We start from the raw sequence: 25248 nt of genomic DNA, 5'->3' as shown, positions 1-25248 counted from the left end.
AGTTTTCCCTACACTTCTTCCAGTGCCTTGAGTTGTTCCTCCCGCTTGGTGCGTTTGGCTTCTTTGCTGGAAAGATAGGAATAAATGGCCGGAATCACGTAGAGTGTCAGTACCGTCGAAAAGACCAGCCCGCCGATGACAGCGATACCCATAGAGACCCGGCTTTCAGACCCGGCACCCAGCGCCAGGGCAATCGGCAATACGCCCAATATGGTGGACAGGCTCGTCATGAGAATGGGCCGGAAACGTGCCTCGGCAGCCTCCTTGATGGCTTCCAGGCGGCTCAGCCCGGCTTCTTTCCGCTGATTGGCAAACTCCACAATAAGGATACCGTTTTTGGCCACCAGCCCAATGAGCATGATAATGCCAATCTGGCTGAAGATGTTCAGCGTTTGCTCATAAAGCATCAGGGACAAAACGGCGCCTGCCAGCGCGAGGGGCACGGTAAACATGATGATAAGCGGATCGATAAAGCTTTCGAACTGTGCTGCGAGTACCAGGTAAATGAGTACCAGTGCCAGCGTAAAAGCAAATACAAGGCTGGAGGAGCTTTCCGCAAAATCGCGGGAGGTACCGGTCAGGGTAGTGTAAAAGCCATCGTCCAGTGTTTCCGCTGCGATGCGGTTCATGGCTTCGATACCGTTGCCCAGGGTATTGTCGCCCGCCAGGCCAGCGGATACAGTAGCAGAAGCAAAGCGGTTGAAGCGGAACAGCGTCGGTGGAGTGGTTTGCTCTTCCAGGGTGACGAGGTTATCCAGCTGTACCATATTGCCAGCATCATTGCGCACGTAAAGGGAGCGCACATCAATGGGTTCGTCCCGCCCCTCGCGCTGTATCTGCCCGATGACCTGATACTGTTTGCCATTCATAATGAAGTACCCGAAGCGCTGCCCGCTGAGCCCCAGTTGGAGCGTCTGAGCAATATCCAGTACAGAAACACCCAGGTCCCGGGCTTTCTGCCGGTTGATTTCGATGTTGAGCTCCGGTTTGTTGAACTTCAGGTCGACATCCACGAAGCTGAAGGTCGGATCCTGCTTCACTTTCTCCACAAAGCGTGGCAGGGTCTCTTTGAGCTTTTCGAAGTTGGGCGCCTGCAGTACGTACTGTACCGGCAGCCCACCCCGTCCGTTGCCGATGCTCTGCTCTTCGCTGAGATAGGTAAGAGCGCCGGTGAGTTCGCTGACTTCAGGCTGCAACGCATTGAGAATTTCGGTCTGACTGCGTTCCCGTTTCTGAGGATCTTCCAGGACGGCAAAGGCAAAAGCGGAATTCACGGAAGTGGAAGCGCCAAAGCCGGGAGAGGTAACGGAAATCACCCCTTCGCTCTCGGGTATGGCCTTGACCATTGTTTCCACCAGGTCATTGGTATAGGCATCCATGTATTCAAAGGTGGAGCCTTCCGGAGCACGGGCAAAAGCCCGGATACGGCTCCGGTCCTCCAGGGGTGCCAGTTCCTGAGGCAGCCCGCCCCCGATGGTGTAGATGGCCCAGCCTGAGATTGCCATGATGACCAGTGCCAGCCAGCGGACCTGCATGAAACCATTCAGGGTGTTGCGGTAGCCTTTGGTCAGGGCAACGAAAAAGGGCTCGGTAACCCGGTAAAGCCAAGGCTGCCGTTCGCGCTTTTTCAGGATACTGCTCGACAGCATGGGCGTAAGGGTGAGGGCTACAAAGGAGGAGATGACCACGGCTCCGGCGATGACGATGCCGAACTCCCGGAACAGGCGCCCGGTAAGGCCCTGCAAGAAGATGACGGGCATAAAAACGGCAACCAGCGCTACGGTAGTGGCAATAACAGCAAAGAAAATTTCTTCACTGCCTTTCATAGCCGCTTCAAGGGGCGTCATGCCATTTTCCACTTTCGTGTAAATATTTTCGAGGACGACCACAGCGTCATCCACCACCAGCCCGATGGCGAGCACGATGCCCAGTAGTGTGAGCACGTTGATGGAGAAATTGGCGGCATACATCACAAAGAAGGCACCGATCAGGGCAATAGGGATAACAATGACCGGGATGATGGTGGTCCGCCAGTCGCGCAGGAACAAAAAGATAATCATGACCACCAGCCCGAATGCGACATAGATGGTCTGCTCCACTTCATCGATGGAGTCGCGGATAAACTGCGTTTTATCGAAGCCGATACCCAGTTGGATATCAGCGGGCAGGTCTTTTTTGATTTGCTCCAGGCGTTCGTAGAAGGCATCGGCAATCTCGATATTGTTGGCCCCAGGTTGGGGTACGATGGCGTTGCCCACCATAGGCACGCCATCCCGCTTGAGTACGGTACGGAGGTTTTCCGGCCCCAGCTCAGCGTAGCCAATATCGCGGAAGCGGACAATGCGGCCGTTTTCTTCTTTGAGGATGAGGTTATTGAATTCATCAGGGGTGGTGAGCCGGCCTTGTGTACGTACGGTGAGTTCGGTATTGGCCCCTTCCACCCGGCCGGAGGGGAGTTCTATATTTTCACGTTGCAAGGCTTGTTGTACATCCAGTGGGGTAAGCCCGTAGGCCGCCAGCCGTTCTGCCTCAATCCACAGGCGCATGGCATATTTCTTCTGGCCCCAGATGCGGATTTCGCTCACACCATTAATAGTCTGAAGGCGCTCCTTGAAGACATTCTCCGCGATATCGGTGAGCTCAAGCAGGGAGCGTTGGTCGCTTTGTATATTGAGGAAAATGATGGGATCGGAATCGGCATCAGCTTTGGAGACCACGGGCGGATCAGCATCCGGCGGCAGATCACCCACAGCTTGGGAAACCTTGTCGCGCACGTCGTTGGCCGCAGTTTCCAGGTCGACCTCAAGGTCAAATTCTACAGTCAGTGTGCTGCGCCCGTCCCGGCTGACGGAAGTGATGGAGCGGATACCGGCAATGCCATTCACGGCTTCTTCCACCGGTTCAGTAATTTGAGACTCAATGATGTCGGCGTTGGCGCCTACGTAGTTGGTGGTCACGGTAATGATGGGCGGGTCCACACTCGGGTACTCGCGCACGCCCAGGTAGGTCAGCCCGATAAGGCCAAAGAGCACGATGACAATAGACAAGACCGATGCCAGGACCGGCCGCTTGATGCTTAGAGATGACAGGCTCATAGGTGCGTTTAGTTTAGCTTGGAAATGCGGACTGGCGCGCCGGGCTGAATCTGGAGCAACCCTGTGGTAATGATGGTATCACCAGCGTTCAGCCCCTCCAGGATTTGAATGTTTCGTTCCTGCCGGATGCCGGTGGTTACGACGACCGGCTGCGCCTTGCCATTCTCATAGCGGAATACCTTTTTGTCGTTGAGCTCCGGGACAATCGCCTGTGTGGGCACCAGGATAGTGCCGGCGTATTCTTCGAGTTCCACCTTCACATCCGCAAAAGCGCCCGGCAGGATACGCCCGCCCGGGTTGGGGGCTTGGGCTTTGAAGCGCAGGGTGCGGGTCTCCGGGTCAATATTTGGCTCTTTGGCGATAACGGTAGCCTGAAAGCTATCCGCTTTGCCATCGAGGCGGAAGTCCACCCGGCCGCCGGTTTCGATGGACCGGCTGTATTTCTCCGGCACATCAAACTCCAACTTTATGGGATTAATGCTCACCAGGCTGACAATAGGTGTACCCGGCGAGAGATAGCTGCCTTCAGAAACCATCCGCAGGCCAAGGCGCCCTGCGAAAGGCGCACGGACCACCCGTTTCCTCAGCTGCGCATCGACCAGGGCTATATCGGCCTCTGTTTTTTCGACTTCAGCAGCGGCCACTTCGTATTCCTGTAAGCTTACGCCTTCTTTGTTGTAGAGGGCTTTGAGGCGCTCGGCGATTTTCTCGTTCAGTTGCCGTTGGACGACGAGGCGTTTGCGCTCGGCCTGCAGCTCATCGTCATCTAATTGTACCAGCACCTGCCCGGCTTTGGCATAGTCTCCTTCCCGAAAGTTGATACTGATGATTTTGCCAGCGACTTCTGAGGTGATGGCGACCTCTTCGTTGGGCACGGTAGAACCGTTGACGGAAATGGCGTCGCGCAGCGAGGTTGCCTGCGTGACCATCGCTTCAACCGGAGTCTGAGGGGGGGCTTCCGGTTGGGCCGCAGTTTCAGCAGCAACTGTTTTTTGAGGTTGATCTTTACCCAGGATGTCGTCCTGGAAAAAGAAAAATAAGGCGGCTAACAGGGCGATGGCCAGCAGGGCCGCGATGCGGGTGGCTTTTCTTGACATAGCAACAGGGCATTCTTAGGGTTGTGCCTTTTCAGCACAATGTGTTAAGTTGTTTTAGGTTAACCCATTCCCCGTAGTATTAGTTGTGGAGGTGCGGGAGATTACGCAGGTTGTATGTAAGCAGGCGGCACCTGTTCCGTAAGCCACACCCCATTTTCTGAACAAAAAAACGAATACCCTTCTGCAAACATACGGGCCGAATCGACCTTCAGTAGCGCTAATTTGCCATGCCGGACGCCCACTTTTGAGGCGGTCTCTATATCTGGTGACAAATGCACATGATGCCGCTGTTGCTTTAGCAGCCCTTTTTCATAGATGCTGCCAAGGAAACGGGTGGCGGTCCCGTGAAAAAGTACTGCGGGCGGTTCCTGAGGTGCATACTCCAGCTGCACGGCAACGGAATGCCCCTGATTGGCCCGGATGTGTGTTCCATCCGGGGAAAAGGCAAAGCGCTGTTTATCATTTTGAGTAACTACAGCTTCCAGCGTCATCCGGTCGAGCGGGTGCCCGTTTTTACGGAAGGCGGCGAGCAGAGCGTCCACTCCACACCAGCCCTGAGGGTCCAGCTCAAGGTGGTAAAGTTCCGGTTTATGGCGTAGGAGCAGGCTTAGTTTTTTGCTGATTTGCTTGTAGTCCTGAGGTGTCATGGCCGGGTTTCCTGGTTTTTTACGAAAGTTAAGGTTTGGTCGGTGAGGTTGAAGGCGGTGAGTGTATGTGTATGTCGCTAATGGCAAATTGGGGCATTATTTTCTTACTTTTGGAAAGGAACCGCCCACGAGGGTGAAATCGTTCCCGAAATGATTAGACTTTTTTGGAATTTGCTGTTGGAGCGAATTTCAAAAGTAGTCTTAGAAAAGCAGTTTTATGACCGATATACAATTGCTACACACGCCACTTCAGCCGCAACAGTGCATTAATTTTGTAGGTAGCCACAGCGCCGGCGCTATTGATGTATTTATTGGTACGGTGCGCGATAACACGCAAGGCAAGCGCGTGCTCCGCCTCGACTTTGAGGCCTACGAGCCTATGGCTATTAAGGAAATGCAGAAAATTGCCGATCAGGCCAAAGCGCGGTGGCCGGTGGAGAAAATCGCCTTTCATCACCGGGTGGGCACATTGGAGCTGGGCGAGATTGCCGTGATCATTGCTGTTTCCACCCCTCACCGCAAAGCCTCCTTCGAAGCCTGCGAATTCGCCATTGATACCCTAAAGCAAACGGTGCCCATCTGGAAGAAGGAAATCTTTGAAGACGGGGAAGTGTGGGTGGCAGCGCATCCGTAGCGGGGTATTCCGGGGTGTGGCAAGGGGATAGGTATTATGGTGTTGTGGTACGTGGGCTGGCACTTGAACCTTAACCTTGAATTGGTGAATTGGTATTGTGGTGTTCCGGCGGAGTGGCAGGTGGATAGGTTTTTTGGTGTTGGCTTGGCTATGGCGGGCGGTGGGTATTGTGGTTTGTCCCTGACCCGTCTACCCGTTATTTTACTTTACAATTTCAAATTCCGTACGCCGGTTCAGGGCGCGGCCTTCGGGCGTCTCATTGGTGGCAATGGGCCGGCTTTCCCCGTAGCCTTTGTAGCCCAGGCGGATAGGGTTGATACCATGGGAAGCCAGGTAGTCGCGTACGGCTTTGGCCCGGGCTTCGGACAGGGCGAGGTTGTCCGCTTCCTCTCCCACATTATCGGTATGGCCATTGATGATAATGCCCCGTTCCGGGTTGTCCTCCAGGAAAGACTTGAGCTGGTTGAGCTCTGGAATGGACTCCTGCTTAAGCTCTGCGGAGCCGGAAGCAAAGAATACATTGCGGAGCACCACAGGGGCGCTGGGTTTTTCCACTGAGATATCCGTCTCCGGCACGGGGCGCAGTTCGATAATAAGTTGGTAAGGCTCCGTCAGGTCTGTCAGCTCGCTAAGGGCGAAGTTTTCCGAATGGAAGAGGTAGCCTTCCCTGCTCACATTGAGGGCATAGTCCTGCCCCATGGGCAAGACCACGAGGAACTGCCCGCGCTCGTCGGTTAGCCCCTGTTGGTGTGTTTTTTGAGTGTTGAGGCGGACAAACTCCAGCTTTGCCCGGAGCGGTCGCTTGGTTGATGCGTCCCGCACTGTAGCTTTCACGTAAGTGGCAGGCTGTGGGCGGGCATCCGGGTAAAGGTCGAAGGTGTAGAGGTCTGCATTCCCCATTTCCTGAGTGCGGGCTGTGGGACCGAGCTGGTCCGTATCGAAGTAGGCGGTTTTGCCGTCCAGGCTTACAATCAGCGCTCCTTCGTTATTAGCGGTGTTGATGGGATAGCCCAGGTTGTAGGGGCGGCCCCAGGAGCCATCGGGTTTGAGGCGGGCGAGGAAAAGGTCGTACTGCCCCATGCCCGGGTGGCCTTTGGACATGAAGTATAGGGTTTGCCCATCGGGGTGGAAGAAGGGCGCCTGTTCGTTGAGAGGCGTGTTGATCATATCGCCCAGGTTTTGCGGGTCGCGCCAGGAGCCATCGGGATTGCGGCGGGTGGCCCACAGATCGAGCCGCCCAAAGCCACCTTCCCGGTCACTCACAAACAGCAGCAGGTTGCCATCGGAAGAAAGGGCGGGCTGAGATTCGAACCCTCCGGTATTGACGGGAGCGGGCAGGCGTTCGGGATCCTGCCAGGTGCCGTTCTCCTGACGGGCATAGTAGAGGTCAAAATTGCCACTTCGGTCGTTGCGGGCAAAAGCCATGGCGCGGCCATCGGCGGAGAGGCTGGGGCTGCTGTCGTTGAAAGGCGTATTGAGGGCGTCGAGGGGCTGGCCAGGGCCCCAGGTAGAGTCCTGCCGCTGGCTGATGAAGATGTCTTCGTTGCGGGGTGTGGTGCGGGTGGTGTACACCAGGAATTCGCCATTGGCATTCATGGAAGGCAGGTACTCGGGCCGGTCGGTATTGATGGTAGCAGGCAGGGGTTGTGGGGCGAAGGGTACAGGGTTTTGAATCGCTTCTGCGGCGAACTCCGCGCTTCGGAGCAACTGCCGGGCTTCGGTCATGCGCTTTTGGGGTACCTTGCCGGTAGCGAAGTAGACCTTCAGGTGGGTTTGGGCTTCTGCATATTTTTGTTGTTCAAACTCGGCTTGGGCTAACAGGTAGTAGGCCAGTGGTGCATAGGTACTGTCGAGGCGCAGGGCCGTTTCAAAGCCCGATTCTGCTTTTGCGAAAGCGCGCTGCCTGAGGTGGAGATCGGCCTGCATGAGGTGGCCATCGATGAAGGAGGGCTCCTTTTGCAAAAGCTTGTCAAGCACCTCGATTGCAGCGGTATTTTGACCGGCATTGATGTGGCTTTGAGCAGTTTCGTATTGTTTTTCCGCTTTTTTATTCAGGTCCTTTACGGTCAGGTAGTCTTGTCCGTAGAGGGAGACGGTCAACAGTATCGGCAAGGTAGCGACAAGCAGGCGCATAGAAATATTATTTTGGCTCTACTTACTAACGTTGTAAAAGAAGGTATGGTGCGGTTCCCTGCAAATATTAGGGCAACAGCCCTGCTTTTTCAATCACCCGGTGCAGTTCCTGATACGTTTGGTCCGTCAGCGGTACAAGTGGGATACGGGTCTCCTTACTGCAAATGCCGATCATTTCCAATGCCCCTTTGATGCCGGAAGGGTTACCATCCACGTAGAGGTAAGGATGGATGTCATGCAGGAGGTCGTTCCACTTCCGGGCGGCCTGCAGTTCACCTGCTCTCGCGTGGCGCACCATGCTGGAAAATGGCTGGGGAAAAGCATTGGCAATTACTGAAATCACCCCGGTCGCCCCGCAGGCGATCATGGGGAGGGTCAGGGGGTCTTCACCCGACCACACCTGGAAGTGCGCTGGTTTATCCTTGAGAATGGAAATGGCTTGCGCCAAATCGCCGGAAGCCTCCTTCACTGCCAGGAACCGGTCGCTGCTGTGGGCAAGGCGGAGGGTCGTCTCCGCCTCAATATTGGAGCAAGTCCGCCCCGGTACATTATAAATGATAACCGGCACCGGTGAAGCCTCCGCCACAGCCATATAGTGCTGATAGATACCCTCCTGAGAAGGCTTGCTGTAGGCCGGGCTGCTCGACATAATAGCGGCGATGCCTTCAAAGTCGTATGTTTTGAGGGCGTTGACCAGTTTTTCGGTGTAATTGCTACCAAAGAGCCCCGCTACTACGGGCACACGGCCCTTGACTTCGCGGACGGTAAAGGACAGGACCTCCCGGCATTCTTCCGGGCTTTGCGTGATGGCCTCTCCGGTCGTACCAAGGGAGACGATGAAGTCGACGCCCCCCTGAATGGTATGCTCAATCAGGCGGGACAAGGCGGGAAAGTCAATAGTTTTATTGCGAAAAGGCGTAACAAGGGCAACGCCCGTGCCACTAAGTTGCAGTTGCTGCTTCATAGGGCGTATTGGTTTTGCCGAGCAGGTTTTCCATTTGAGTGATAAATGCGGGCAGGCCCGCTTTTTCCGGCACCTCAATCATGAGGTCGTAAGCATAAGTATGATCTGTAGAAGGGCCGACCCGAAGTTTGGCTTTAGAGAGCGCAGCAACGTATTCGCTCCAAAGGGTGCTCTGCAGCCCGAGGAAGAAAAGCAGGTCGAAGGATTGGCTCATAAATTCGCCTATTTCCTCACCTCTGGGGCAGTAGCGCCAGTCCTGGTCTTTGGGTGAGAAAGTGCGGAACGGGAATTCCTCGCCTTCCTGCTGCTGACTAAGGTAACCCAGCAGGCGCACCTGTTTGTCCTTTTTCCGGAGCTCGTCGGCGTATTTCAGAATGCGCTTACGGTGGTCAGGCTCATTGGCATCAAACAGGATACCAATGGATTTCGCTCCTTTCCAGGTTACGGCACTGCGGTCTTTGGAAGGTTTGCGGTTATTCAGTTCATTATGTAAAGCCTTGAAGTGGAACTTCAGGCGCAGGTTTTTCAGCATACCCATAGTGGTTTATTTGTGGTGGGTAGTCGTTGGCTGCTATTTGGCATCTTCTGTAGCCACCCGTTCATAAACACCAATCTGACTGTACTTGTTGATGCGGGCATCGATCCGGTCTTCCGGTGTCATGTCCTGCACCTCAGCAATCGCTTTTTTGATTTGGCGCTTGAGGAGTTTAGCCATTTCTTCGGGAGCAGAGTGTGCGCCACCGAGCGGTTCCTTGATGATGCCATCGATGATCCCGAATTCGTGCATGTGGTCGGCGGTGAGCTTCAGGGCTTCCGCAGCCTGTTCCTTGTAGTCCCAGCTGCGCCACAGGATGGAAGAGCAGGACTCCGGAGAAATCACAGAGTACCAGGTATTCTCAAGCATATAGACCCGGTCGCCCAGCCCTATGCCGATAGCGCCGCCCGAGGCTCCTTCGCCTATGACCGCACAAACCACGGGTACTTTCAGCTGAGCCATTTCAAAGAGGTTGCGGGCTATGGCTTCCGCCTGTCCGCGCTCTTCTGCTTCCAGTCCAGGGAAGGCACCCGGGGTGTCAATCAGACAAACTACGGGGTAACCAAAGCGTTCGGCCAGTTTCATGAGGCGCAGGGCCTTGCGGTAGCCCTCCGGGTTAGCCATGCCGAAGTTGCGGTACTGCCGCATTTTGGTATTCACCCCCTTTTGATGCCCGAGGATAACTACCGTTTGGCCGTCGAGCGAGCCCAGCCCGCCCACGATGGCCTTATCATCGGCGTAATAGCGGTCGCCGTGGAGCTCAACAAACTTGCGGCACATCTGCTCAATATAGTATAAGGTGTAAGGTCGCTCCGGGTGGCGGGAGAGTTGTACCTTCTGCCAGCCAGTGAGATTGCTGTAGATTTCTTTGCGTTTATTTTTGATCTTGTTTTCCAGCTCGCGCGTCATTTCGGAAACATCGACATCGCCTTCTTTTCCGACCTGCTTGATTTTTTCGAGCTGTTCGTAGAGGCTTTCTAAGGGCTTTTCAAATTCGAGGAAAACCATAGTCCTAGTTTTTGTTAGAGTGGGGTACGAGTTGTGCTCTCCGTAAGGCTATGCGTGTACCTGTAAGTCACTCCTTTGGCGTATTGATCAACTAAAGTGGTATTCATCCGGGGCATAGAGACCACAAAAGTAGCAATAAGGGCAGAGAGTCGGAGTGTGAAATATTTTTTTTCACTTTTTTTTAGCGAAAGGTTGCATCGAATTAAAAACACGTTTATATTTGCACTCGCAATGACGCAGTAGCGGCGTTGGTTAGTAAAAAACAAGAGCCGAAAGCGGCTTTTAATTAAGAAATAAAGGTCCGGTAGTTCAGTTGGTTAGAATACATGCCTGTCACGCATGGGGTCGCGGGTTCGAGTCCCGTCCGGACCGCTCACATTGTTGAGACTTTTACAGTCAATCAATGACAAGTTTAGACAAATAGCTCTGATTTTATCAGGGCTATTGTCATTTTAGGGCTTGACATGAGTGGACAAATACGGACAAACAAGGACGTTTGATTTTTGCACTCATATTTGCACCAAAAAAGGTATGGATGGGCCACCGTCTGTCAGTTGATTCTTAATTAAGATTGATGGCAGATGAAATCTATTTCTTTTCGGGCAATACATAGCTCAGAGCGCAAGAAGCGCATGAATAAGGATGGCAATGGGGTAGTCTGGATCTACGCCTATCAGTGTAGCGAAAGCGGAAAGCCACAGCAGAAGTATTTCCCCACTGAGGTTTACGTACGCCCCGATCAATGGGATAAGAAAAGCAGGCAGGTCAAAGACCATCCTAACGCCCTGGCTTATAATTCCCTCATTAACCGGAAATTGTCCGAGCTTATGGAGTACCAGGTTGGCATGGTTAATGAGCGTCACGGCGCACATGTGCCGCTCCGGGAATTCCACGAGCAGTTTACTGCTACCGGTGGTCAGAAGCTTTCTTTTACTGCTTTTTATAGGATGACTGCTCAGCAACGGAAGGAAATTTCCAGCGCGACCAGGCAGACCCAGCTCAATACGCTGAATCACTGGCGGACAGCAGTAGGGGAAGTTTCCTTTAACGAGCTTGACTACCAGGTTCTGGATGCATTCCATCAATACCTGCTGGGTGAAGAAAAGGAGCTTACGACGATCGACAAGTACCACCGCCATGTTAAGACGTACATCAACATAGCGATCAATAAAGGGTACGTTAAATCAGGCATCAATCCTTACAACCGTTTCAAATACGATAAAGGAAGCCCTAGACCCAAAGACTTCCTGCGGTTAGAAGAGCTGAAGCTACTGGAAGAAATGGATACCAGCAGGATCACTAAAGAGCAAGAAAAAGCCAGAGATATCTTCCTGGTGATGGCATTTACAGGCCTCCGATTTAGTGATGCAGTTACCATGAAGCCTAAGAACATCACCAAGACCAGAAAGGGCTACTATTACAGCGCCCTCATGGTGAAAAACCAGCGTCGAAAAAAGAAGGAAATTAACCTCCCACTTTACGCATTTTTCCATTTCGTGGGCGAAGAAGAAAGCCGGGCGCAACGATGGATGAAGGCCTGTCTGGAAAAATACGGAAAGAAGCCAAATAAGCCGCTATTTGAGGGGTTAAGCAATACCGTTGTAAATGAGAACATCAAAAAAGTGGCTGAAGTAGCGGGGCTCGATAAGCATCTGTCGTGTCATGTCGGGCGGCATTCCTTTGGGACCAATATGGCCGTAAAAGTGCCGATTCCCACCTTACAAAGTTACATGGGGCATTCCAAGATTGACACTACGATGCAGTACGTAAAGATGAGCAAGAAAATTCAGGATGAAGTCATAGAGCGGATCCGCTGGGAAAAATAAGCAGGTATGAAATCCAAGAAAGCGAGAAAAGTCAGCTTCAAGCTATTTCTTCACAAAACTGCCTCTCGGGAAGAGAGTGGGTTCTACCCAGTATATTTGAGGATCACCTACAACCGGCAGAATACAAAAGTCCCAGATGTATTATTGAACGACCACTATTTGATGTGGAGGGAAGAAGACCTGGAAAATTTCCAAGAAAACAACATGACTCCTCAAATCAGGGAGCAGTCCAAATACCTTAATCGGTCTCTGGAGTTTTATGAGAAAATCATCAGGCACGAAGACCCCGACAATAATGAAGATTATACCGTAATCGGAATAGGCGATCGTGCCCGGGTTTACAGGAAGAATGTGTTAAGTGACTTATCGTTTCTCCTGGAATATTTAGAAAGAGTGGAGTTCGAGCAGCTTTTTAGCGCCCGGCAAATACCCGAAGTATATCCGGAATGGGCTTTCCCAGACAGGATCCTGGAGCTCAAAGAACGTGTTTCGGAGGGCTTTAAGAGGCTACACGAGCTTTACGCTCTGCTTTCTTTATATGAAATGGATTATTACAACGGCTATAAGACCGATTATATATTGGGGGGTACTTATTACCATTGGCTTATTGATGATGGGATGGACCGCTTCAAGCAATTTCTGAAGGCTTACTTTGGCTCCAAACAGCGTCTGGATGAAACCTATTTATCCGGAGTGCTCAACCGGGAGGACAAAACAATCGTTGAGAGGCAGCTTGCAAACGCATTAGAGCATTTGCCACCACAGGAAAAATATACCCCTCTGTACCTCTCTATCCTGGCGAACCATTGTGAGAAGATTGCCAATAGGGACTTGCAATAAAGCCCCTTATGTAGCTTCAGGGTGAGATGGTGTAGTATGATCAAGTGTGTAAAGTGCGGTATTGAATTAGGTTTTGTTAGCTTAGATTAAAGAGAATAATAGAATGCAGAACCGCTACGTAGGAGACATCGGAGATTTCGGAAAGTACTTGCTGTTAAAAAATCTGTGCAGCAATGATTTACAACTCGGTGTCAATTGGTGCCTTGTTGAAGACGAGACACATAATAACGATGGTAAGCAAGTTGATTATCTCCAAAGTGAATCAGGCGTATTTTTTGAATCGGACGCAGATCTTTTCCGAAAATTAAAGGAGATCGTTAGCAGTCAAAACAGAAGTGTCTCTCATTTACAAGATATACATGTCTTACCCCTTAAGACGCTTTTTTTCTCTGAAAAAATTCCGAAAAACATAGGCCGTTTTCACTGGCATGATGACAGCCTAAAAGCCTTAGAGGCTTGCGATGTCATTTTTTACGACCCTGACAATGGAATTGAAGTACAGTCTTATGGTAAATTACATCCCAAGGCTATCAAGTACGTATATTTTGACGAAATCCGGGACGCTTACCGAGCTGGAAAATCAATCATCATCTATCAACATGCAAATAGAGGAAGTAACGTAAAAGAGCAAATAAAGGTACGAATTAAGCAGTTGACTGAATGTTTAGACATTACCGACACATGCGTAAGAATTGTTTACTCCAGACAAGGGATAATTCGGTTTTATCTTATTGTTAGGCAATCAAAGCATGCTAAAACAATCGACAAAAACCTCAACTACATCAAAAAAAATAATGCACATCAAATATTAAGGATTTATCCCTAGTTATTGATAAACACCCTTGAAACCTTGGGGAAGTATATCCCCCCTTGGGTAATTGGTCTTTTATTGGGCATTTTTACCCCTTGCTACTCTCAATAAACACCTCCAACTCAGGATACTGCTCCTCCACATAACCTAACGCTTCCGCTACGACATAGTCGATAAAGCCTTGCCTGAAATCCTTATCCGTATACAGTTTTTGAATAGTACGATGGTCCGCTAAGCTGGGTTCGTATCCCCTATAACTGCCTAATTGCTTTTCGTTAATGATATAGTTATTAAAACTTAGGGTGTTCGGGGGTTTGGCAAAGTCAGAGTTATGGGGAGGTGGATTCAGGATTCCAAGATAGAGTCTATTATCGTTATTGGGAGAGTCGCCACTGAAGGAGCTAATAAAGAAATAAAGCGCTGTACTTTCTTTATCCAAACGGTTATCGAAAATGAAAATCTGGGTGTATTTGTCATATACAGAGTTGTTTTGCCTTACACGTAGAGTAGGATGATTCCGGTACTTCTCGTCCAACCTTTCAAACACAGCATCAAATACTTGCTTACAGACTCTTTTCCTGGCATTGGTAATGTTATCTGCCACGGTCTTGGCTGCCTCAAAATTGGTCAATATGCTATCTATGAGCTGCTCATTATGCCGGTTTTCCATTCTTCCCGTTAGTTTCTTGATTAGTATTTTGTACTGATTGATGCTTTCTCTTAGGATGGGGCTATCAACCGCAATCCGTTGGCATTCTTCAAGCCAGTCCATTATGTGTTTCCCGTAGCTGATGACCTTGTAGTCTTCATCAGGGGTCAAATTACAGGCACTTTCTTTACTTGTCTCCTTACCGTCAAGGGTCAGGTAAAAAACGGTATTTTTCCCTTTGTTGTAGTTGTGGTACCGAACCACTTGATGCTTTTGATCAAGGGCATAGATCTTATTTTCAATGCAAAGGCTGTTGTTGTTACGGTCTTGGAGCAGGATGTCTATTCTGCCTCCTCTGCTGTTTGCTGGTTCTTCCTCGTCGATGTGAACTTTTCCGATGCTTTTTTCTAAGGTTACGCTCGTAGTTTGGTGATCCAGCGAATCATGCTCTATGGCGGATAAAAAAGCTACCAGGAAGCGCCTTCCCATCAGGTGCGACCCATTGGGATTTAGAAGTTCTCCGATGAAGTTGGAGTGCGTTTGGTTTTCTTTGTATTCTGCTTTGAGAATAGAGAAAATATTAAAAGTCTCCCCTTTTAGTTTGGCTTCTCGTTTTTGATTTTCAACAATGAGGGCAACCTGCCCAAGTAGATTTTTTACTGCCATCTTTTCAGCTGGTAATATTCGAAACCTATTGAAATCCTATATCTCCCCCAACCCCAACTCCCTCAAAAACGCATTATGCTCCTCGGTATGCTTCTTAATACGCTTTTCGATGGATTCCAGCTCCTTATTTACCTCCTCCAGATCAATCTGCTTCTCCGGCTCTGCGGTGCTCACGTACCGGGTGATGTTTAAGTTGTAGCCATTTTCCTCGATCTCCTTCATGGACACCTTACGGGAATAACGCTCCTCCTCTTTCCGGTGCTTGTAAGTCTCCACAATGCTTTTGATGTGCGACTTATTCAGGGTATTCTGGCGCTTGCCCTTGACAAAATGCTCGCTGGCGTTGATGAAAAGTACATCATCCTCTCTTTTGCATTTTTTCAAGACCAGGATGCACACGGGGATTCCCGTAGAGTAAAACAGGTTGGAAGGCAGCCCGATCACCGTGTCGATATTGCCGTCTTTCAGCAGCTTGGTACGGATCCGTTCCTCAGCTCCGCCCCGGAAGAGTACGCCGTGTGGCAGGATGATCGCCATCGTGCCATCATTGCTCAAATAATGGAAACCATGCAGCAAAAAGGCAAAGTCGGCAGCAGACTTGGGGGCAAGACCGTAGCTCTTAAAGCGAAAATCCTCACCTGTGGTTTCTGAAGGTGTCCAGCGCAGGCTGAACGGCGGATTGGCTACGATTGCGTCGAACTCTAGCTTCTTGGCAGGATTCATTTGATTCAGCTCCTCCCAGTTATTCCTCAGGGTATCGCCATGGAAGATTTCAAACTCGGTATCTTTCATGCCGTGGAGCAACATGTTCATCCGCGCCAGGTTGTAGGTGGTGATGTTGTTTTCCTGACCGTAGATTTTGCCGATGCTGCCCCCGCTGTCTTGCAGTTGCGTCCGGACGTTGAGCAGCAAAGAGCCGGAACCACAGGCGAAGTCAAAAACCTTATTCAACTTAGGTTTGGGCCCGCTCTTGGGATCCTGGCAGTCGAGAATGACGATCTTGGAAAGGATGGTTGAGATTTGCTGAGGCGTATAAAACTCTCCCGCTTTTTTGCCCGAGCCCGCTGCAAATTGGCCGATCAGGTATTCATAGGCATCACCCAGGGTGTCGGTATCTGTGGAGAATTCGGCAATGCCTTCCGCGATTTTCTGAATGATGGTACAAAGCTTCTTGTTTCTATCCTTTGGGGTTTTGCCCAGCTTTTCAGAGTTCAGGTTGATCTCTGAGAATAGCCCCTGAAAGGAGTTTTCGAATGACTCATTCTCGATGTACCGAAAGCCCTCCTCCAAAGTGATAAGGAGGTCGTCACTCTGCGTACGGGCAAGCTCTGCGATATTGCTCCATAGGTGTTGCGGCTCGATGACGTAGTGTACCTTGCGCCGCATCTGCTTCTCGAACATGGGCACGTCTTCTGCATTATTGGCATACCAAATGCCCATCGGCGTACGATTGTCCCCTTCTTCCAGTTGTGGATAATCAGACCCGAGTTCTTTTTCGGCTGCCTCTTCGTAGTTGCGGGATAAATACCGAAGAAACAGAAACGACAGCATGTAATCGCGGAAGTCGTCGGCATTCATGGCGCCCCGCAGTTCGTCCGCTATTTTCCAGAGGGTTTTACCGAGTTGTTGTTGGCTCTTTTGTGTCATTCGATCAGTTCTTATGCAAATATTTCAGGGATTTGGAATTCGTATCGATCAGTGAACGCTTTAAGCATTCGTTTGAACAGGTCTTTATTATCGTCATTCATCTCAACCGGGTTATAGATAGAATATTTCCCATGACTCAGTAGGTTAAGTGCTCTGGAGTACAGCAAATCGTCATCAAATTCAGTCAGGCAGGCCGAAAAATCGCTGTAGCCAAAAAATACTGCTGTCTTCTCTAGCACACTGCGCAGTATGTTGAAGTGATAGGTGTTGATTTGATTGGTGTCAGAGGCCTTTTGCAGTTCACTTAACAAAGCAACATGATGAAAAAATGGAGTGTCGTCAGTCGCTTGCAGATTATAGCCACCATCATTGTCTTTGTTGAGGAAGTAGCATTTGTTACTAAGCTTTCTGAGCTCGTTGTACATGACATTGAAGAACAAAGAGTGATGAGAAGAAATCACAAACTTAATTTTGTCTTTCCCTCTTCTGAGAAGCTTTGCCAGATCACTAGCTACAGCAATGGCATTATTATCATCGAGCGATGAAATGGGGTCATCAATGTAGATGTACCTAACAAAGTTATAAGAACCAGTACCGTCATCATCAATGGCCAGCTCGGCAATAGCCAGGAAAATGCACCAGATAAAAATATTTTCCTCTCCCCGGGAAATCTTTATCCCGGTTTCTTCTCCTTTATTGAAGCTGATGGTCCAGTCATCATAATTGATCCGAAAGTCGAATCCTGCATATCTTTCCAGAAAGGAGAAAATCTTTTCTTCAAGGGCTAACTCTTTGAACCCCTGAAGAAACTGCGAATCGCTATTGATGATTAGATGCCTCTCCGAATCATTCTCCAGGTCATTGTTCCAGTGGAAGAGGTCTTCAGTGAAGGCATTGTAGTACAACGTATCTGCCCCCGGGTCTTGCCTTCTTTTTTTGGCTCTATCCTTAAATTCCATGGAAAGCCGGGTCTTTCCTGTCCCATTGTGAGCATATAGGAGGACAAAATGATGGTCGTTTAAATCGGACCTCAATCTGATAGCGACCTTTTGGAGCGTCTTGTAGTTATGAATTTTCCGCTTTTTACTCATACAAGCATTTAGTCTACTTTCGGAAACAACCCCTGCATCAGCCCCCGCTTATGCTCCTGCAGCTGTTCTATCCGATCGGCCTGCGCGGCGATCAGCTCATCTACTGAAGAGAGGCAGTCAGCGATTTTTTGTTGTTCCTCTAGTTTGGGAACAACAACTTTAAATGCAGCTAGACTAGCTTGAGACAATGTGGGGATTGCACCACCAACCACTGCTTCCCCAATTTGCTTTTGTATTGATGCATTTGACACCATAAGAAATAGAAATCTAGGGTTAATAGTCTCGGGCTTCATTACCACTAGCTGAGGATTGATGGTAGCCTTTTCCTTTAAATCAGCTATGTAGGCAGCCTTACCAAATGAAGAACCTGTTTTCACAAGAACCGTGAAGCCATCTTTTAGCATTATCTCGGGAGATTCCTCATACTTATGCCAACTGATATATGTTGACTTTTCATAGTTTAAGTTTCCGTTTTCATCTATATTACTAGGGCTCATTGATATTGCTCCTTCTCCTTTATTTACAATATCCTTCCTCGTGTAGCCTCTGTAACCGATCCTGCCTTTTACGTCAATTAAATTTCCAAGCACTTGTTCCTCCCACTCCCCCACAAACCCCTCAAACCGATACCGCGGCACCCGCTCCCCCTCCTGCGGGAAGAGGTTTTGCATCAGCCCTTTTTTGTGCGCCCGCAGCGCATCGAGCTTGTCGCGGTGGGCGGCGATGAGTGCGTCGAGGGAGGAGAGGCAGTCGGCGATTTTTTGTTGTTCTAACTCATTATCAGGATAGAACACATTGATCGTCAATAATCTTGTGCCTGAAATCCCTAGTACCTTTGCGCCTTGAGCTTCACGTTTGATCTGGGATCTAATTCCAGGAGATTTAAACAAGTAACCTCCAAACCCAATTATCAGCTTTTGAGGCGAGTTTTGTCTTGCCAATAGAGTATGCAGACCTGCAAGTAATTTCTCTTTGCCTAAATTGATAATTTCAATACTTTTCCCAACATCATCCAAATCTTCCGACGCATCTGCAAAAACTATATCACCAACCTCACAATAGGTTTCTTTTTTAATTTTTCTCAAGGATATGTCGGGGTTTACGTATGGAACATCTTCTGTTGAGACATCGAACAAGGTTGAAAACTTCGTGTGAATATCGCCATAATGTATGTTTCTGACATTACCCTTTTCATAATTTAATTTTGCACGTGAAAATGAATTGGTCGTTAGGAACGAGTAGATTTCGCTAAAAGGCTCATACACCCAGTCTTTTCCGAACCCCGGAAAACGCAATTCCGGCACTACACTCTTCTTGTTACTCATAAGCAGCCAATCCAGATATTTCACGCCCTTCGGCTAGTTTTTTCAAATGGGGTACCAGGTCTTTCATCAATGCCGTTTCGGCTTGGCTCCGGGCTTTCCAGCCCAGCTCCAGCGGTTCGAGCAGGTCGGTCAGCTTCTCGCCATCAAAGATCATGCGGCTCATGACCTGGGCGACGAAGTTTTTCAGGTCAGCCGTCTCCAGGCTGTGCGCCTGAGCGATAGCCGCAATTTCCTGCTCGTACTTTGCTTCCTTGAAATCTTCAAAGCTTTGCTTTAGCGCTTCGGCCGTGTAGCCCTTGCTCCAGTCCAGGCTGTTGATGAAGTCGGTCAGGTCTTCCTCCTCTTCCATCAGGTTGGAATTGGACTTGAGCAGGCTGATCACCTGCGACTTGGTCATCTTTTGCTTGGTGGGCTTCTGCTGCGTGCTGTCGGCAATCAGGTTCATGATGTAGTCGTAGTCGATCACCGCCGAGGCAAAAAGGACAAACTCGAAGTCCAGTTGCTGTATTTCTTCCGGAGCATTTTCTCCTTCTTCCTGCTGTATCTCTCGGAGCGCCTTCGCCGTTTCCAGGTAGGAGCTGCGAAATTGCTGCAAGGTGTCCTCGGGCAGGATGGCTTCGATCATTTCCTGCTGCTCTTCATCCAGGTCGGTATATTGGTCAAGCTGGGTTTTGAGCCGCTGCACTTCCTTGAAGTTTTTCACAAAAGCGATCTTGGCCGCATCACCGCGCAGGTTGTAGACCTCCTGCGGCTCATTGACGAGATTGTGCTCCCGCATGAAGTCGCCCAATGCTGCCACAGCTTCCTGATACTTATCAATCACGACCGGAGCCGGGTCGACCATCCAAATTTCCTTAGGATTCTGGCCAGACTCACCTGAGAATAAGGCAATAGCCTGGTTGACCGCATCCTCCTGATGCCGGAAGTCCAGAATATTGCCGTAAGGCTTGGTGTCATTCAGTACGCGGTTCGTCCGTGAGAAGGCTTGAATGAGCCCGTGGTACTTCAGGTTTTTATCCACGTACAAGGTGTTCAGGTACTTGGAGTCAAAGCCGGTAAGCAGCATATCCACCACAATGGTCAGGTCAATTTTATTTTTGTGGGGATAGTCTTTGTTGCTGTATTTTTGGTCTTTGATACGCTGCTGCACATCCTGGTAGTAGAGGTCAAACTCGTTGATGGAGTGGTTCGTGCCGTACTGCTGGTTGTAATCGGCAATAATCTCCTCGAGTGCCTTCTTCTTCTCTTTAGGGTTTTGCTTGTTGTCTTCCTTTTCCTGTGGCAGGTCTTCCTGCAGCTGTTTGATGTCGGTTGCGTTCTTTTGGCTTTGCTCAAGCTGGGCTGGAGGCGAAAAGACACAGGCGATATTTAGGGGGACAAAATTGGGGTCTTCCTCCTGCCGTTTTTGCTGCACTTTTTTGAACAGCCGGAAATAGGCAATCGCGTCATTGATAGAGGCTGTTGCCAGTACGGCATTGAATTTCCGTTGGTTGGTGGCGGCGTTGTGCTTTTTAAGAATGGCATTGACTACCGCCTGCTGCGCGATAGGCTCACCGGGCTTCGGCTTTTGGTCCCCTTCCCCTTTGTAGTAATCTATGCGGAAGCGCAGCACATTCTTATCGTCAATGGCGTGCGTAATGGTATAGGCATGCAGCTCCTGCTGAAAGAGGTACTTCGTCGTCTTGTACTGCTCAAATTCCCCCTCCCGGACTTTGTAGTTAGCGTTGGCATCGAAAATAGGCGTGCCCGTAAAGCCAAACAATTGTGCATTAGGGAAGAATTCCCTGATGGCTTCGTGGTTTTCACCAAACTGCGAGCGGTGGCACTCATCAAAGATGAAGACCATGCGTTTGTCGCTCAGTGGCTTCAGGCGCTCCATGTAGTTGCGCTTGTGGGTGCCGTCCAGCGCAAGCCCCAGCTTTTGGATGGTCGTCACGATCACCTTATCGGCATAGTCGGTAGAAAGCAAACGCCTGACGAGGGTCTCCGTATTAGTATTCTCCTCCACGCTCCCCTCCTGAAATTTATTGAACTCCTCGCGCGTCTGCCGGTCCAGGTCCTTCCGGTCCACCACAAAAAGACACTTCTCAATATCCGGATTGTCTTTGAGCAGCGTGGAAGCCTTGAAGGAAGTCAGCGTCTTGCCGCTTCCCGTCGTGTGCCAGATATAGCCATTGCCCCGGTTTTGGTGTATGCAGTCTACAATTCGCTGCACCGCATAAATCTGATACGGCCGCATGACGAGGATTTTCTGCTCGCTCTCCACCAAGACCATATACTTGCTGATCATTTCCCCAAGCCTGCACTTATTCAGGAACTGCTCAGTGAAGGCCTCCAGCTGATTGATCTTTTTATTATTGACATCCGCCAGCTCATAGACGGGCAAAAACTGCTCGTCTGCGTTGAATTGAAAGTGCTGGTTTTTATTGTTGGAAAAGTAAATCGTACGGGAGCCATTACTGACAATGAACAGCTGCATGTAGCACATCAGGGTATTGGAATAGCCATTGCCCGGGTCATTCTTGTAGTCCACAATCTGCTGCATGGCTTTCCGGTGCGAGACATCGAGCCTTTTCAGCTCAATCTGCACCACCGGCAGCCCATTGATCAGCAAGATTACATCATACCGGTGATGGCTACTCTCGGTATTGATACGCAGCTGATTGACGACCTCGTAATCATTCTTACACCAATCCTTGGTATTGACTAACGTATAATTCAAAGGAGTACCATCCTCCCGCTGGAAGTACTGCCGCTCCCTCAGTTTTTTGGAAGCCGCAAAGACATCCGTCTCAATGATGTCCTCCCGCAGCCGCAGAAACTCATTCTCTGTCAAGCGCACACGGTTGAGCGCTTCAAACTTGGCTTTGAAGTTCTGCTCCAGCGCCCTGCGGTCAGTGATATCCGGCCGGTAGTGGTATTTGAGCGCTTTGAGGTTCTCGATCAGGGTTGCTTCTATTTGGGCTTCTTTGGTCATTCATGTAGACATTTGGCAATGTTTGTCTCCCGGTCGAATATATGGAATCTCGGGTTATTTTTTAGCTGAAGTCAATAGTTTCTTACCTAGTTATGGTTTCCTTTGGAACTTCACCGAAATGAACTCATACAGTTGGTTAGGTGCTTTTATACGTGCCTAAGACTAAGGCATGGTCGCTCGTAGCCTCCAATGCTTCTTCGTACAAGTATTCTAGTTTCTTTACAATCCATTTTTCTGATCTGTAAATGAAGTCATATCGTCTAAATGTTTTCCCGGTCTTATATGAAACAGGCAATTCAGTTAGCTCATGTTTTATCGATTGAATACTGTCTGTCAGTTTGTGGACTTTTTCAGTTCCAAATATTAGACTTGGAAATTTCCCTTTATCACCATTGTCCCAAAATTCGAGCTCAGACAGTTCAAAAGAGTCTGTTCTTGGTTCATTTGCATCACAGCAAAAGAAGTCAACTTCGTTTTCCATTAGGTATTCTGCAATAGATGCGAATTGACTAGACTTTCCACGTTTGTAGTCCACTCCTGTTAGAGAATGGAAGCTTAGAATTTTGATTTTGATTTTCTCAAATTCGATGGTTGTTGCCAGAGTTCTTTCAGGTAAAAGAGATCGTTCCAAAAGGTGTGAAATAGAGATTGTTCCACCGAAACTCATTGTTAATAGTCCTAGTTTTCTATTTCGTCCCTCAAGTTTGCCAGGTTTCCTCAAGTCTAAACTGAATTTGTAGTCAGTTGGATTCAACTGTTCAACAATATCATTTTTAAAAGACTCGAGGACTTCTTGTAGACAGATTATGGTATGACCTTCTATTTTTTCATTTAGGAAAGCTGAGATTTTATCTGTTTTGCAGTTATACGAAATGTTCCATTGAATGACTTTGATTTCCATTTTTTAATTTTTTCTGAAGTCGGTGCACCTAAATGGCAATCTCCCGCAGAGCGGGACAGGCTGAGTAAAAAGCACCTTCGTAGGTTGCTGGTTTTTGATTTAAGCCGCCAGGAGCCACTGTGGTGCCGTCTGTGCAAGCCGCATTTTGCAGCTGTCCACAGCCCACGCCATGCACCAAACCTCCAAAACACGGTTTTTAGCCCTTTCAAGCGCTGAATGAGCACTTTCACACAAGTCGTATAGCCATGATCAAAATAAAGTTTTTGATCTGTACTCAAGCCTGACCAACCAAGGGACAGTAACACCGGAGCATGCAGCTTCACATTTGCAATTTAAGCAAATAGAAGATAGCTTTAGCATTCTGTCCAAAGCAAAGAACTATGCAATCCTACCTTCAGTCTATACTTCCCCGGTTGCAGCGATACAGCAAACAACTGAATGATGAAGCAAACTTTGTGGAAATTCCCTGGGCTTACATGGATGATGATGAGGCAAAGGTCACTTATTTATTCCGTCGCAACAATGAGCTACTCGTCACAAAGCAAGGCGAGGTAGCAACCGGTCGTTGGGAGTACCTCCCCTCTATGCAGTCATTGCTTATTGATTATGAGGGAAAAAGACGGATGTATAATCAGGGGTTTCTGGATAAAACCGTGCTGCTGCTTCGGAAAGAAGGTACAGAGCAGCTTCTGCCACTGGCAAATGTGAATCTTCTGCCAGATTTGAATATTGGAAGGTACCTAGAACAACGCATTAGTGAAAAGGAAGAAGGGTCAACTTATTCAGATTCAAAGTATAGTGATGCCAATAAAGCCAGGAGGTCTTATCGGGAACTGATAACTAAAACAGGTTCGAAGCTCATTATTTGGGAAAACAATCAATTTCCAGGAGACTATACGATCCCAGGCTTAAAAGTAACTGCAGAAGACCATCAAACTCCCATTCCTGATGGAGAGTACCCAACTACGAATGGAGATATTATTGTTGTTTTAAGCGGCAAAATAAAGGAAGTTACTTCTGACGAACCCGTTCCTATTGACATGGTGATATTTTTTAGTCTCGCTTTCCTTCTCCTTTTTCTTTACTTTCTATGGACTTATATAGAGGGTTAAATGTAACCAACGAAGAAACTTAATTACAAAAGGATAGAAGCAAAGCGCGACTAAAAACAGAAAGACCGTTCACATGATGGAGAAACAGTGGGGATTAAAGGCCAACATCTGGTTTCCAGAATCCAGCCTTCTGCAACCGCTCCCCCACTTTCGCCATCTCCTCTTCCCCATTCCAGGCTAACAATAACGGGCCAGCTTCCCGCACAAGCGCCTTGCCCAACAGTTTGTACATATACTGGGACAGAGCCGTGTAGAGCTCTTCATCGGCATCCAGTCCTTTTCGGACAAGGAATTTGCGGATTTGAGCCATGTCTTCCGCTTCAAATTGCAGGATCAGTTCGTGCGCCCCTTCCTCGTCTTCGGCTTCTTCATTCGCATCTCCGGAAGCCTCTCGCAGCAGATTAGCCCATTGGAGGAAGAAGGATTTCCGGTCGGTGAGATCGTCCGCTTCCTTGGTCAGATCGTACAACAGTTCTTCCAGCGCTTCTTCCAAATCTTTGGGTAGTCTTGGCATTGTTCTGAGCCTGTCTTCTGTATCAACTCCCTCTTCAACAAGGGCTTCTGTACGGTCAGCCAGCTCAGAGCAAAACTCTTGAACGGAAGGTTCTCCTGACCATTCTTCATACTCCTCTGAAATGCTGAAAAATAGTTCCTGTACCCAAGAGGTAGGGAAATAGCCGTACAGGAAGTGGAGGGAACTCGGTCTTGCGTAATCATTATTTGAAAGCCCATTATTGAGCAGCCTGCTGACCTCTTCAGACAATGTCACACCCTTTTTTATTGCTTCCTGGGTGATAGCGGAGTAAAGATCGGGTTCAATTCGTGCTCCGATGTGAACTTTGCGTGCCATAATTTCTAGATTTTGTTTACCCCAATTTAGGAGCGTTCACTTAGCGTTCACAAAAGTGCACACTGCTGTCACGGCAGTTTCTGTTTTTCCTTAAAGGAATCAGCAGGGCGCTTGTCACGGCAAAGTAGCACTTCGTTCGCCAACTGTTTTATTACGGGTACGAGTTCTTCCTGATGGCTTATAAAAAAAGTAAGTGCTTTCTCCCGTTTGCGTTCTGCTTGTTTCCGGCACAGAGGATCACAGTATTTTGCGCGAGCCTTTTTCGAAACAATTTCTTGACAGTTGAGGCATTGGAATGTATACCGCTGTGATCGGCTCCCTGCTTTCCTGTTTTCACTTGGGTCAACACGATCAATAAGGTAGTGTACGGTACGCCGTTCGTTCACGAGGACGTTCACCAGGTTCTGTAAGGATTCCAGGAATCTGCTTTCTTCTTCCAT

At 49.1% G+C, this 25248-nt stretch carries 20 protein-coding genes and 1 tRNA gene; 6 read left to right on the top strand and 15 right to left on the bottom strand.

Going from position 1 to position 25248, the window contains the following annotated elements; all coding sequences use genetic code 11:
- Positions 1-8: 8 nt before the first annotated feature.
- The 3 genes from IX84_RS07655 to IX84_RS07645 form a co-directional block, all read right to left on the bottom strand.
- Positions 9-3095, bottom strand: coding sequence for an efflux RND transporter permease subunit (locus IX84_RS07655; RefSeq protein ID WP_044218289.1), 3087 nt, complete (start codon positions 3093-3095; stop codon positions 9-11).
- 8 nt (positions 3096-3103) lie between these two features.
- Entirely contained in the window at positions 3104-4192 is a 1089-nt protein-coding gene (locus tag IX84_RS07650) for an efflux RND transporter periplasmic adaptor subunit (protein ID WP_044218286.1), read from the bottom strand.
- Between the two features lie 101 nt (positions 4193-4293).
- Entirely contained in the window at positions 4294-4839 is a 546-nt protein-coding gene (locus IX84_RS07645) for an RNA 2'-phosphotransferase (protein WP_044218284.1), read from the bottom strand.
- A 217-nt stretch (positions 4840-5056) separates the two neighbouring features.
- Here IX84_RS07645 and IX84_RS07640 point away from each other — a divergent pair, with 217 nt between their 5' ends.
- The gene (locus IX84_RS07640; RefSeq protein ID WP_044218283.1) at positions 5057-5473 is read left to right on the top strand and encodes a molybdenum cofactor biosynthesis protein MoaE; all 417 of its coding nucleotides are present in this window, start codon (positions 5057-5059) and stop codon (positions 5471-5473) included.
- 201 nt (positions 5474-5674) lie between these two features.
- On the opposite strand, the gene IX84_RS07635 is transcribed toward IX84_RS07640, so the two are convergent.
- From IX84_RS07635 to IX84_RS07620, 4 genes are all read right to left on the bottom strand, one after another.
- Positions 5675-7606 carry an OmpA family protein gene (locus IX84_RS07635; protein WP_044218281.1) on the bottom strand — a complete coding sequence of 644 codons (1932 nt, stop codon included), beginning with the start codon at positions 7604-7606 and terminating at the stop codon, positions 5675-5677.
- A 67-nt stretch (positions 7607-7673) separates the two neighbouring features.
- The gene (gene dapA, locus IX84_RS07630) at positions 7674-8570 is read right to left on the bottom strand and encodes a 4-hydroxy-tetrahydrodipicolinate synthase (RefSeq protein WP_044218279.1); all 897 of its coding nucleotides are present in this window, start codon (positions 8568-8570) and stop codon (positions 7674-7676) included.
- The gene (locus IX84_RS07625; protein WP_152604955.1) at positions 8548-9102 is read right to left on the bottom strand and encodes a DUF6913 domain-containing protein; all 555 of its coding nucleotides are present in this window, start codon (positions 9100-9102) and stop codon (positions 8548-8550) included. Before IX84_RS07625 ends, dapA begins: the two co-directional genes overlap by 23 nt.
- 39 nt (positions 9103-9141) lie before the next feature.
- A complete protein-coding gene (locus tag IX84_RS07620) occupies positions 9142-10113 on the bottom strand; it encodes an acetyl-CoA carboxylase carboxyltransferase subunit alpha (protein ID WP_044218273.1) in 972 nt (323 codons plus the stop codon).
- Between the two features lie 298 nt (positions 10114-10411).
- Here IX84_RS07620 and IX84_RS07615 point away from each other — a divergent pair.
- The 4 genes from IX84_RS07615 to IX84_RS07600 all read left to right on the top strand — a co-directional run bounded on the left by IX84_RS07615 (position 10412) and on the right by IX84_RS07600 (position 13605).
- Positions 10412-10485: transfer RNA gene (locus IX84_RS07615), tRNA-Asp, on the top strand.
- Between the two features lie 209 nt (positions 10486-10694).
- Positions 10695-11939, top strand: coding sequence for a site-specific integrase (locus IX84_RS07610; protein WP_081968659.1), 1245 nt, complete (start codon positions 10695-10697; stop codon positions 11937-11939).
- Between the two features lie 6 nt (positions 11940-11945).
- The gene (locus tag IX84_RS07605) at positions 11946-12779 is read left to right on the top strand and encodes a hypothetical protein (protein ID WP_044218268.1); all 834 of its coding nucleotides are present in this window, start codon (positions 11946-11948) and stop codon (positions 12777-12779) included.
- A 103-nt stretch (positions 12780-12882) separates the two neighbouring features.
- A complete protein-coding gene (locus IX84_RS07600; protein WP_052515856.1) occupies positions 12883-13605 on the top strand; it encodes a hypothetical protein in 723 nt (240 codons plus the stop codon).
- Positions 13606-13678: 73 nt separating this feature from the next.
- Here the strand turns inward: IX84_RS07600 and IX84_RS30795 are convergent, their stop codons facing one another.
- From IX84_RS30795 to IX84_RS07570, 6 genes are all read right to left on the bottom strand, one after another.
- Entirely contained in the window at positions 13679-14905 is a 1227-nt protein-coding gene (locus tag IX84_RS30795) for a PDDEXK-like family protein (RefSeq protein ID WP_052515855.1), read from the bottom strand.
- A gap of 36 nt (positions 14906-14941) precedes the next feature.
- Positions 14942-16552, bottom strand: a complete 1611-nt coding sequence (locus tag IX84_RS07590; protein WP_044218266.1) for a type I restriction-modification system subunit M — start codon at positions 16550-16552, stop codon at positions 14942-14944.
- 11 nt (positions 16553-16563) lie between these two features.
- The gene (locus IX84_RS07585) at positions 16564-17643 is read right to left on the bottom strand and encodes an AAA family ATPase (protein WP_044218264.1); all 1080 of its coding nucleotides are present in this window, start codon (positions 17641-17643) and stop codon (positions 16564-16566) included.
- 8 nt (positions 17644-17651) lie between these two features.
- Positions 17652-18992: a restriction endonuclease subunit S gene (locus tag IX84_RS07580; RefSeq protein ID WP_202965219.1), complete on the bottom strand. Its 1341-nt coding sequence runs from the start codon at positions 18990-18992 to the stop codon at positions 17652-17654.
- Positions 18961-21945 (bottom strand): type I restriction endonuclease subunit R, encoded by a 2985-nt coding sequence (locus IX84_RS07575; protein ID WP_044218259.1) that lies wholly within the window; start codon positions 21943-21945, stop codon positions 18961-18963. Before IX84_RS07575 ends, IX84_RS07580 begins: the two co-directional genes overlap by 32 nt.
- A gap of 136 nt (positions 21946-22081) precedes the next feature.
- A complete protein-coding gene (locus IX84_RS07570; protein ID WP_044218257.1) occupies positions 22082-22846 on the bottom strand; it encodes a hypothetical protein in 765 nt (254 codons plus the stop codon).
- A gap of 380 nt (positions 22847-23226) precedes the next feature.
- Between IX84_RS07570 and IX84_RS07565 the strand changes: the two genes are divergently transcribed.
- The gene (locus IX84_RS07565) at positions 23227-23958 is read left to right on the top strand and encodes a hypothetical protein (RefSeq protein WP_044218255.1); all 732 of its coding nucleotides are present in this window, start codon (positions 23227-23229) and stop codon (positions 23956-23958) included.
- 94 nt (positions 23959-24052) lie between these two features.
- Here IX84_RS07565 and IX84_RS07560 read toward each other — a convergent pair whose 3' ends face one another.
- Together IX84_RS07560 and IX84_RS07555 are read right to left on the bottom strand one after the other, a co-directional pair.
- A complete protein-coding gene (locus IX84_RS07560; protein WP_044218253.1) occupies positions 24053-24808 on the bottom strand; it encodes a hypothetical protein in 756 nt (251 codons plus the stop codon).
- 68 nt (positions 24809-24876) lie between these two features.
- Positions 24877-25248, bottom strand: coding sequence for a hypothetical protein (locus IX84_RS07555; protein ID WP_044218250.1), 372 nt, complete (start codon positions 25246-25248; stop codon positions 24877-24879).

The sequence above is a fragment of the Phaeodactylibacter xiamenensis genome, from assembly GCF_000759025.1.
GTDB classification, from domain to species: Bacteria; Bacteroidota; Bacteroidia; order Chitinophagales; family Saprospiraceae; genus Phaeodactylibacter; species Phaeodactylibacter xiamenensis.
This window is presented reverse-complemented; position numbering and strand designations above follow the sequence as displayed.

Coding starts and splice junctions, on each gene's coding strand:
- IX84_RS07655 (WP_044218289.1), bottom strand. CDS start 3,095: ATGAGCCTGTCATCTCTAAGCATCAAGCGGCCGGTCCTGGCATCGGTC.
- IX84_RS07650 (WP_044218286.1), bottom strand. CDS start 4,192: ATGTCAAGAAAAGCCACCCGCATCGCGGCCCTGCTGGCCATCGCCCTG.
- IX84_RS07645 (WP_044218284.1), bottom strand. CDS start 4,839: ATGACACCTCAGGACTACAAGCAAATCAGCAAAAAACTAAGCCTGCTC.
- IX84_RS07640 (WP_044218283.1), top strand. CDS start 5,057: ATGACCGATATACAATTGCTACACACGCCACTTCAGCCGCAACAGTGC.
- IX84_RS07635 (WP_044218281.1), bottom strand. CDS start 7,606: ATGCGCCTGCTTGTCGCTACCTTGCCGATACTGTTGACCGTCTCCCTC.
- dapA (WP_044218279.1), bottom strand. CDS start 8,570: ATGAAGCAGCAACTGCAACTTAGTGGCACGGGCGTTGCCCTTGTTACG.
- IX84_RS07625 (WP_152604955.1), bottom strand. CDS start 9,102: ATGCTGAAAAACCTGCGCCTGAAGTTCCACTTCAAGGCTTTACATAAT.
- IX84_RS07620 (WP_044218273.1), bottom strand. CDS start 10,113: ATGGTTTTCCTCGAATTTGAAAAGCCCTTAGAAAGCCTCTACGAACAG.
- IX84_RS07610 (WP_081968659.1), top strand. CDS start 10,695: ATGAAATCTATTTCTTTTCGGGCAATACATAGCTCAGAGCGCAAGAAG.
- IX84_RS07605 (WP_044218268.1), top strand. CDS start 11,946: ATGAAATCCAAGAAAGCGAGAAAAGTCAGCTTCAAGCTATTTCTTCAC.
- IX84_RS07600 (WP_052515856.1), top strand. CDS start 12,883: ATGCAGAACCGCTACGTAGGAGACATCGGAGATTTCGGAAAGTACTTG.
- IX84_RS30795 (WP_052515855.1), bottom strand. CDS start 14,905: ATGGCAGTAAAAAATCTACTTGGGCAGGTTGCCCTCATTGTTGAAAAT.
- IX84_RS07590 (WP_044218266.1), bottom strand. CDS start 16,552: ATGACACAAAAGAGCCAACAACAACTCGGTAAAACCCTCTGGAAAATA.
- IX84_RS07585 (WP_044218264.1), bottom strand. CDS start 17,643: ATGAGTAAAAAGCGGAAAATTCATAACTACAAGACGCTCCAAAAGGTC.
- IX84_RS07575 (WP_044218259.1), bottom strand. CDS start 21,945: ATGACCAAAGAAGCCCAAATAGAAGCAACCCTGATCGAGAACCTCAAA.
- IX84_RS07570 (WP_044218257.1), bottom strand. CDS start 22,846: ATGGAAATCAAAGTCATTCAATGGAACATTTCGTATAACTGCAAAACA.
- IX84_RS07565 (WP_044218255.1), top strand. CDS start 23,227: ATGCAATCCTACCTTCAGTCTATACTTCCCCGGTTGCAGCGATACAGC.
- IX84_RS07560 (WP_044218253.1), bottom strand. CDS start 24,808: ATGGCACGCAAAGTTCACATCGGAGCACGAATTGAACCCGATCTTTAC.
- IX84_RS07555 (WP_044218250.1), bottom strand. CDS start 25,248: ATGGAAGAAGAAAGCAGATTCCTGGAATCCTTACAGAACCTGGTGAAC.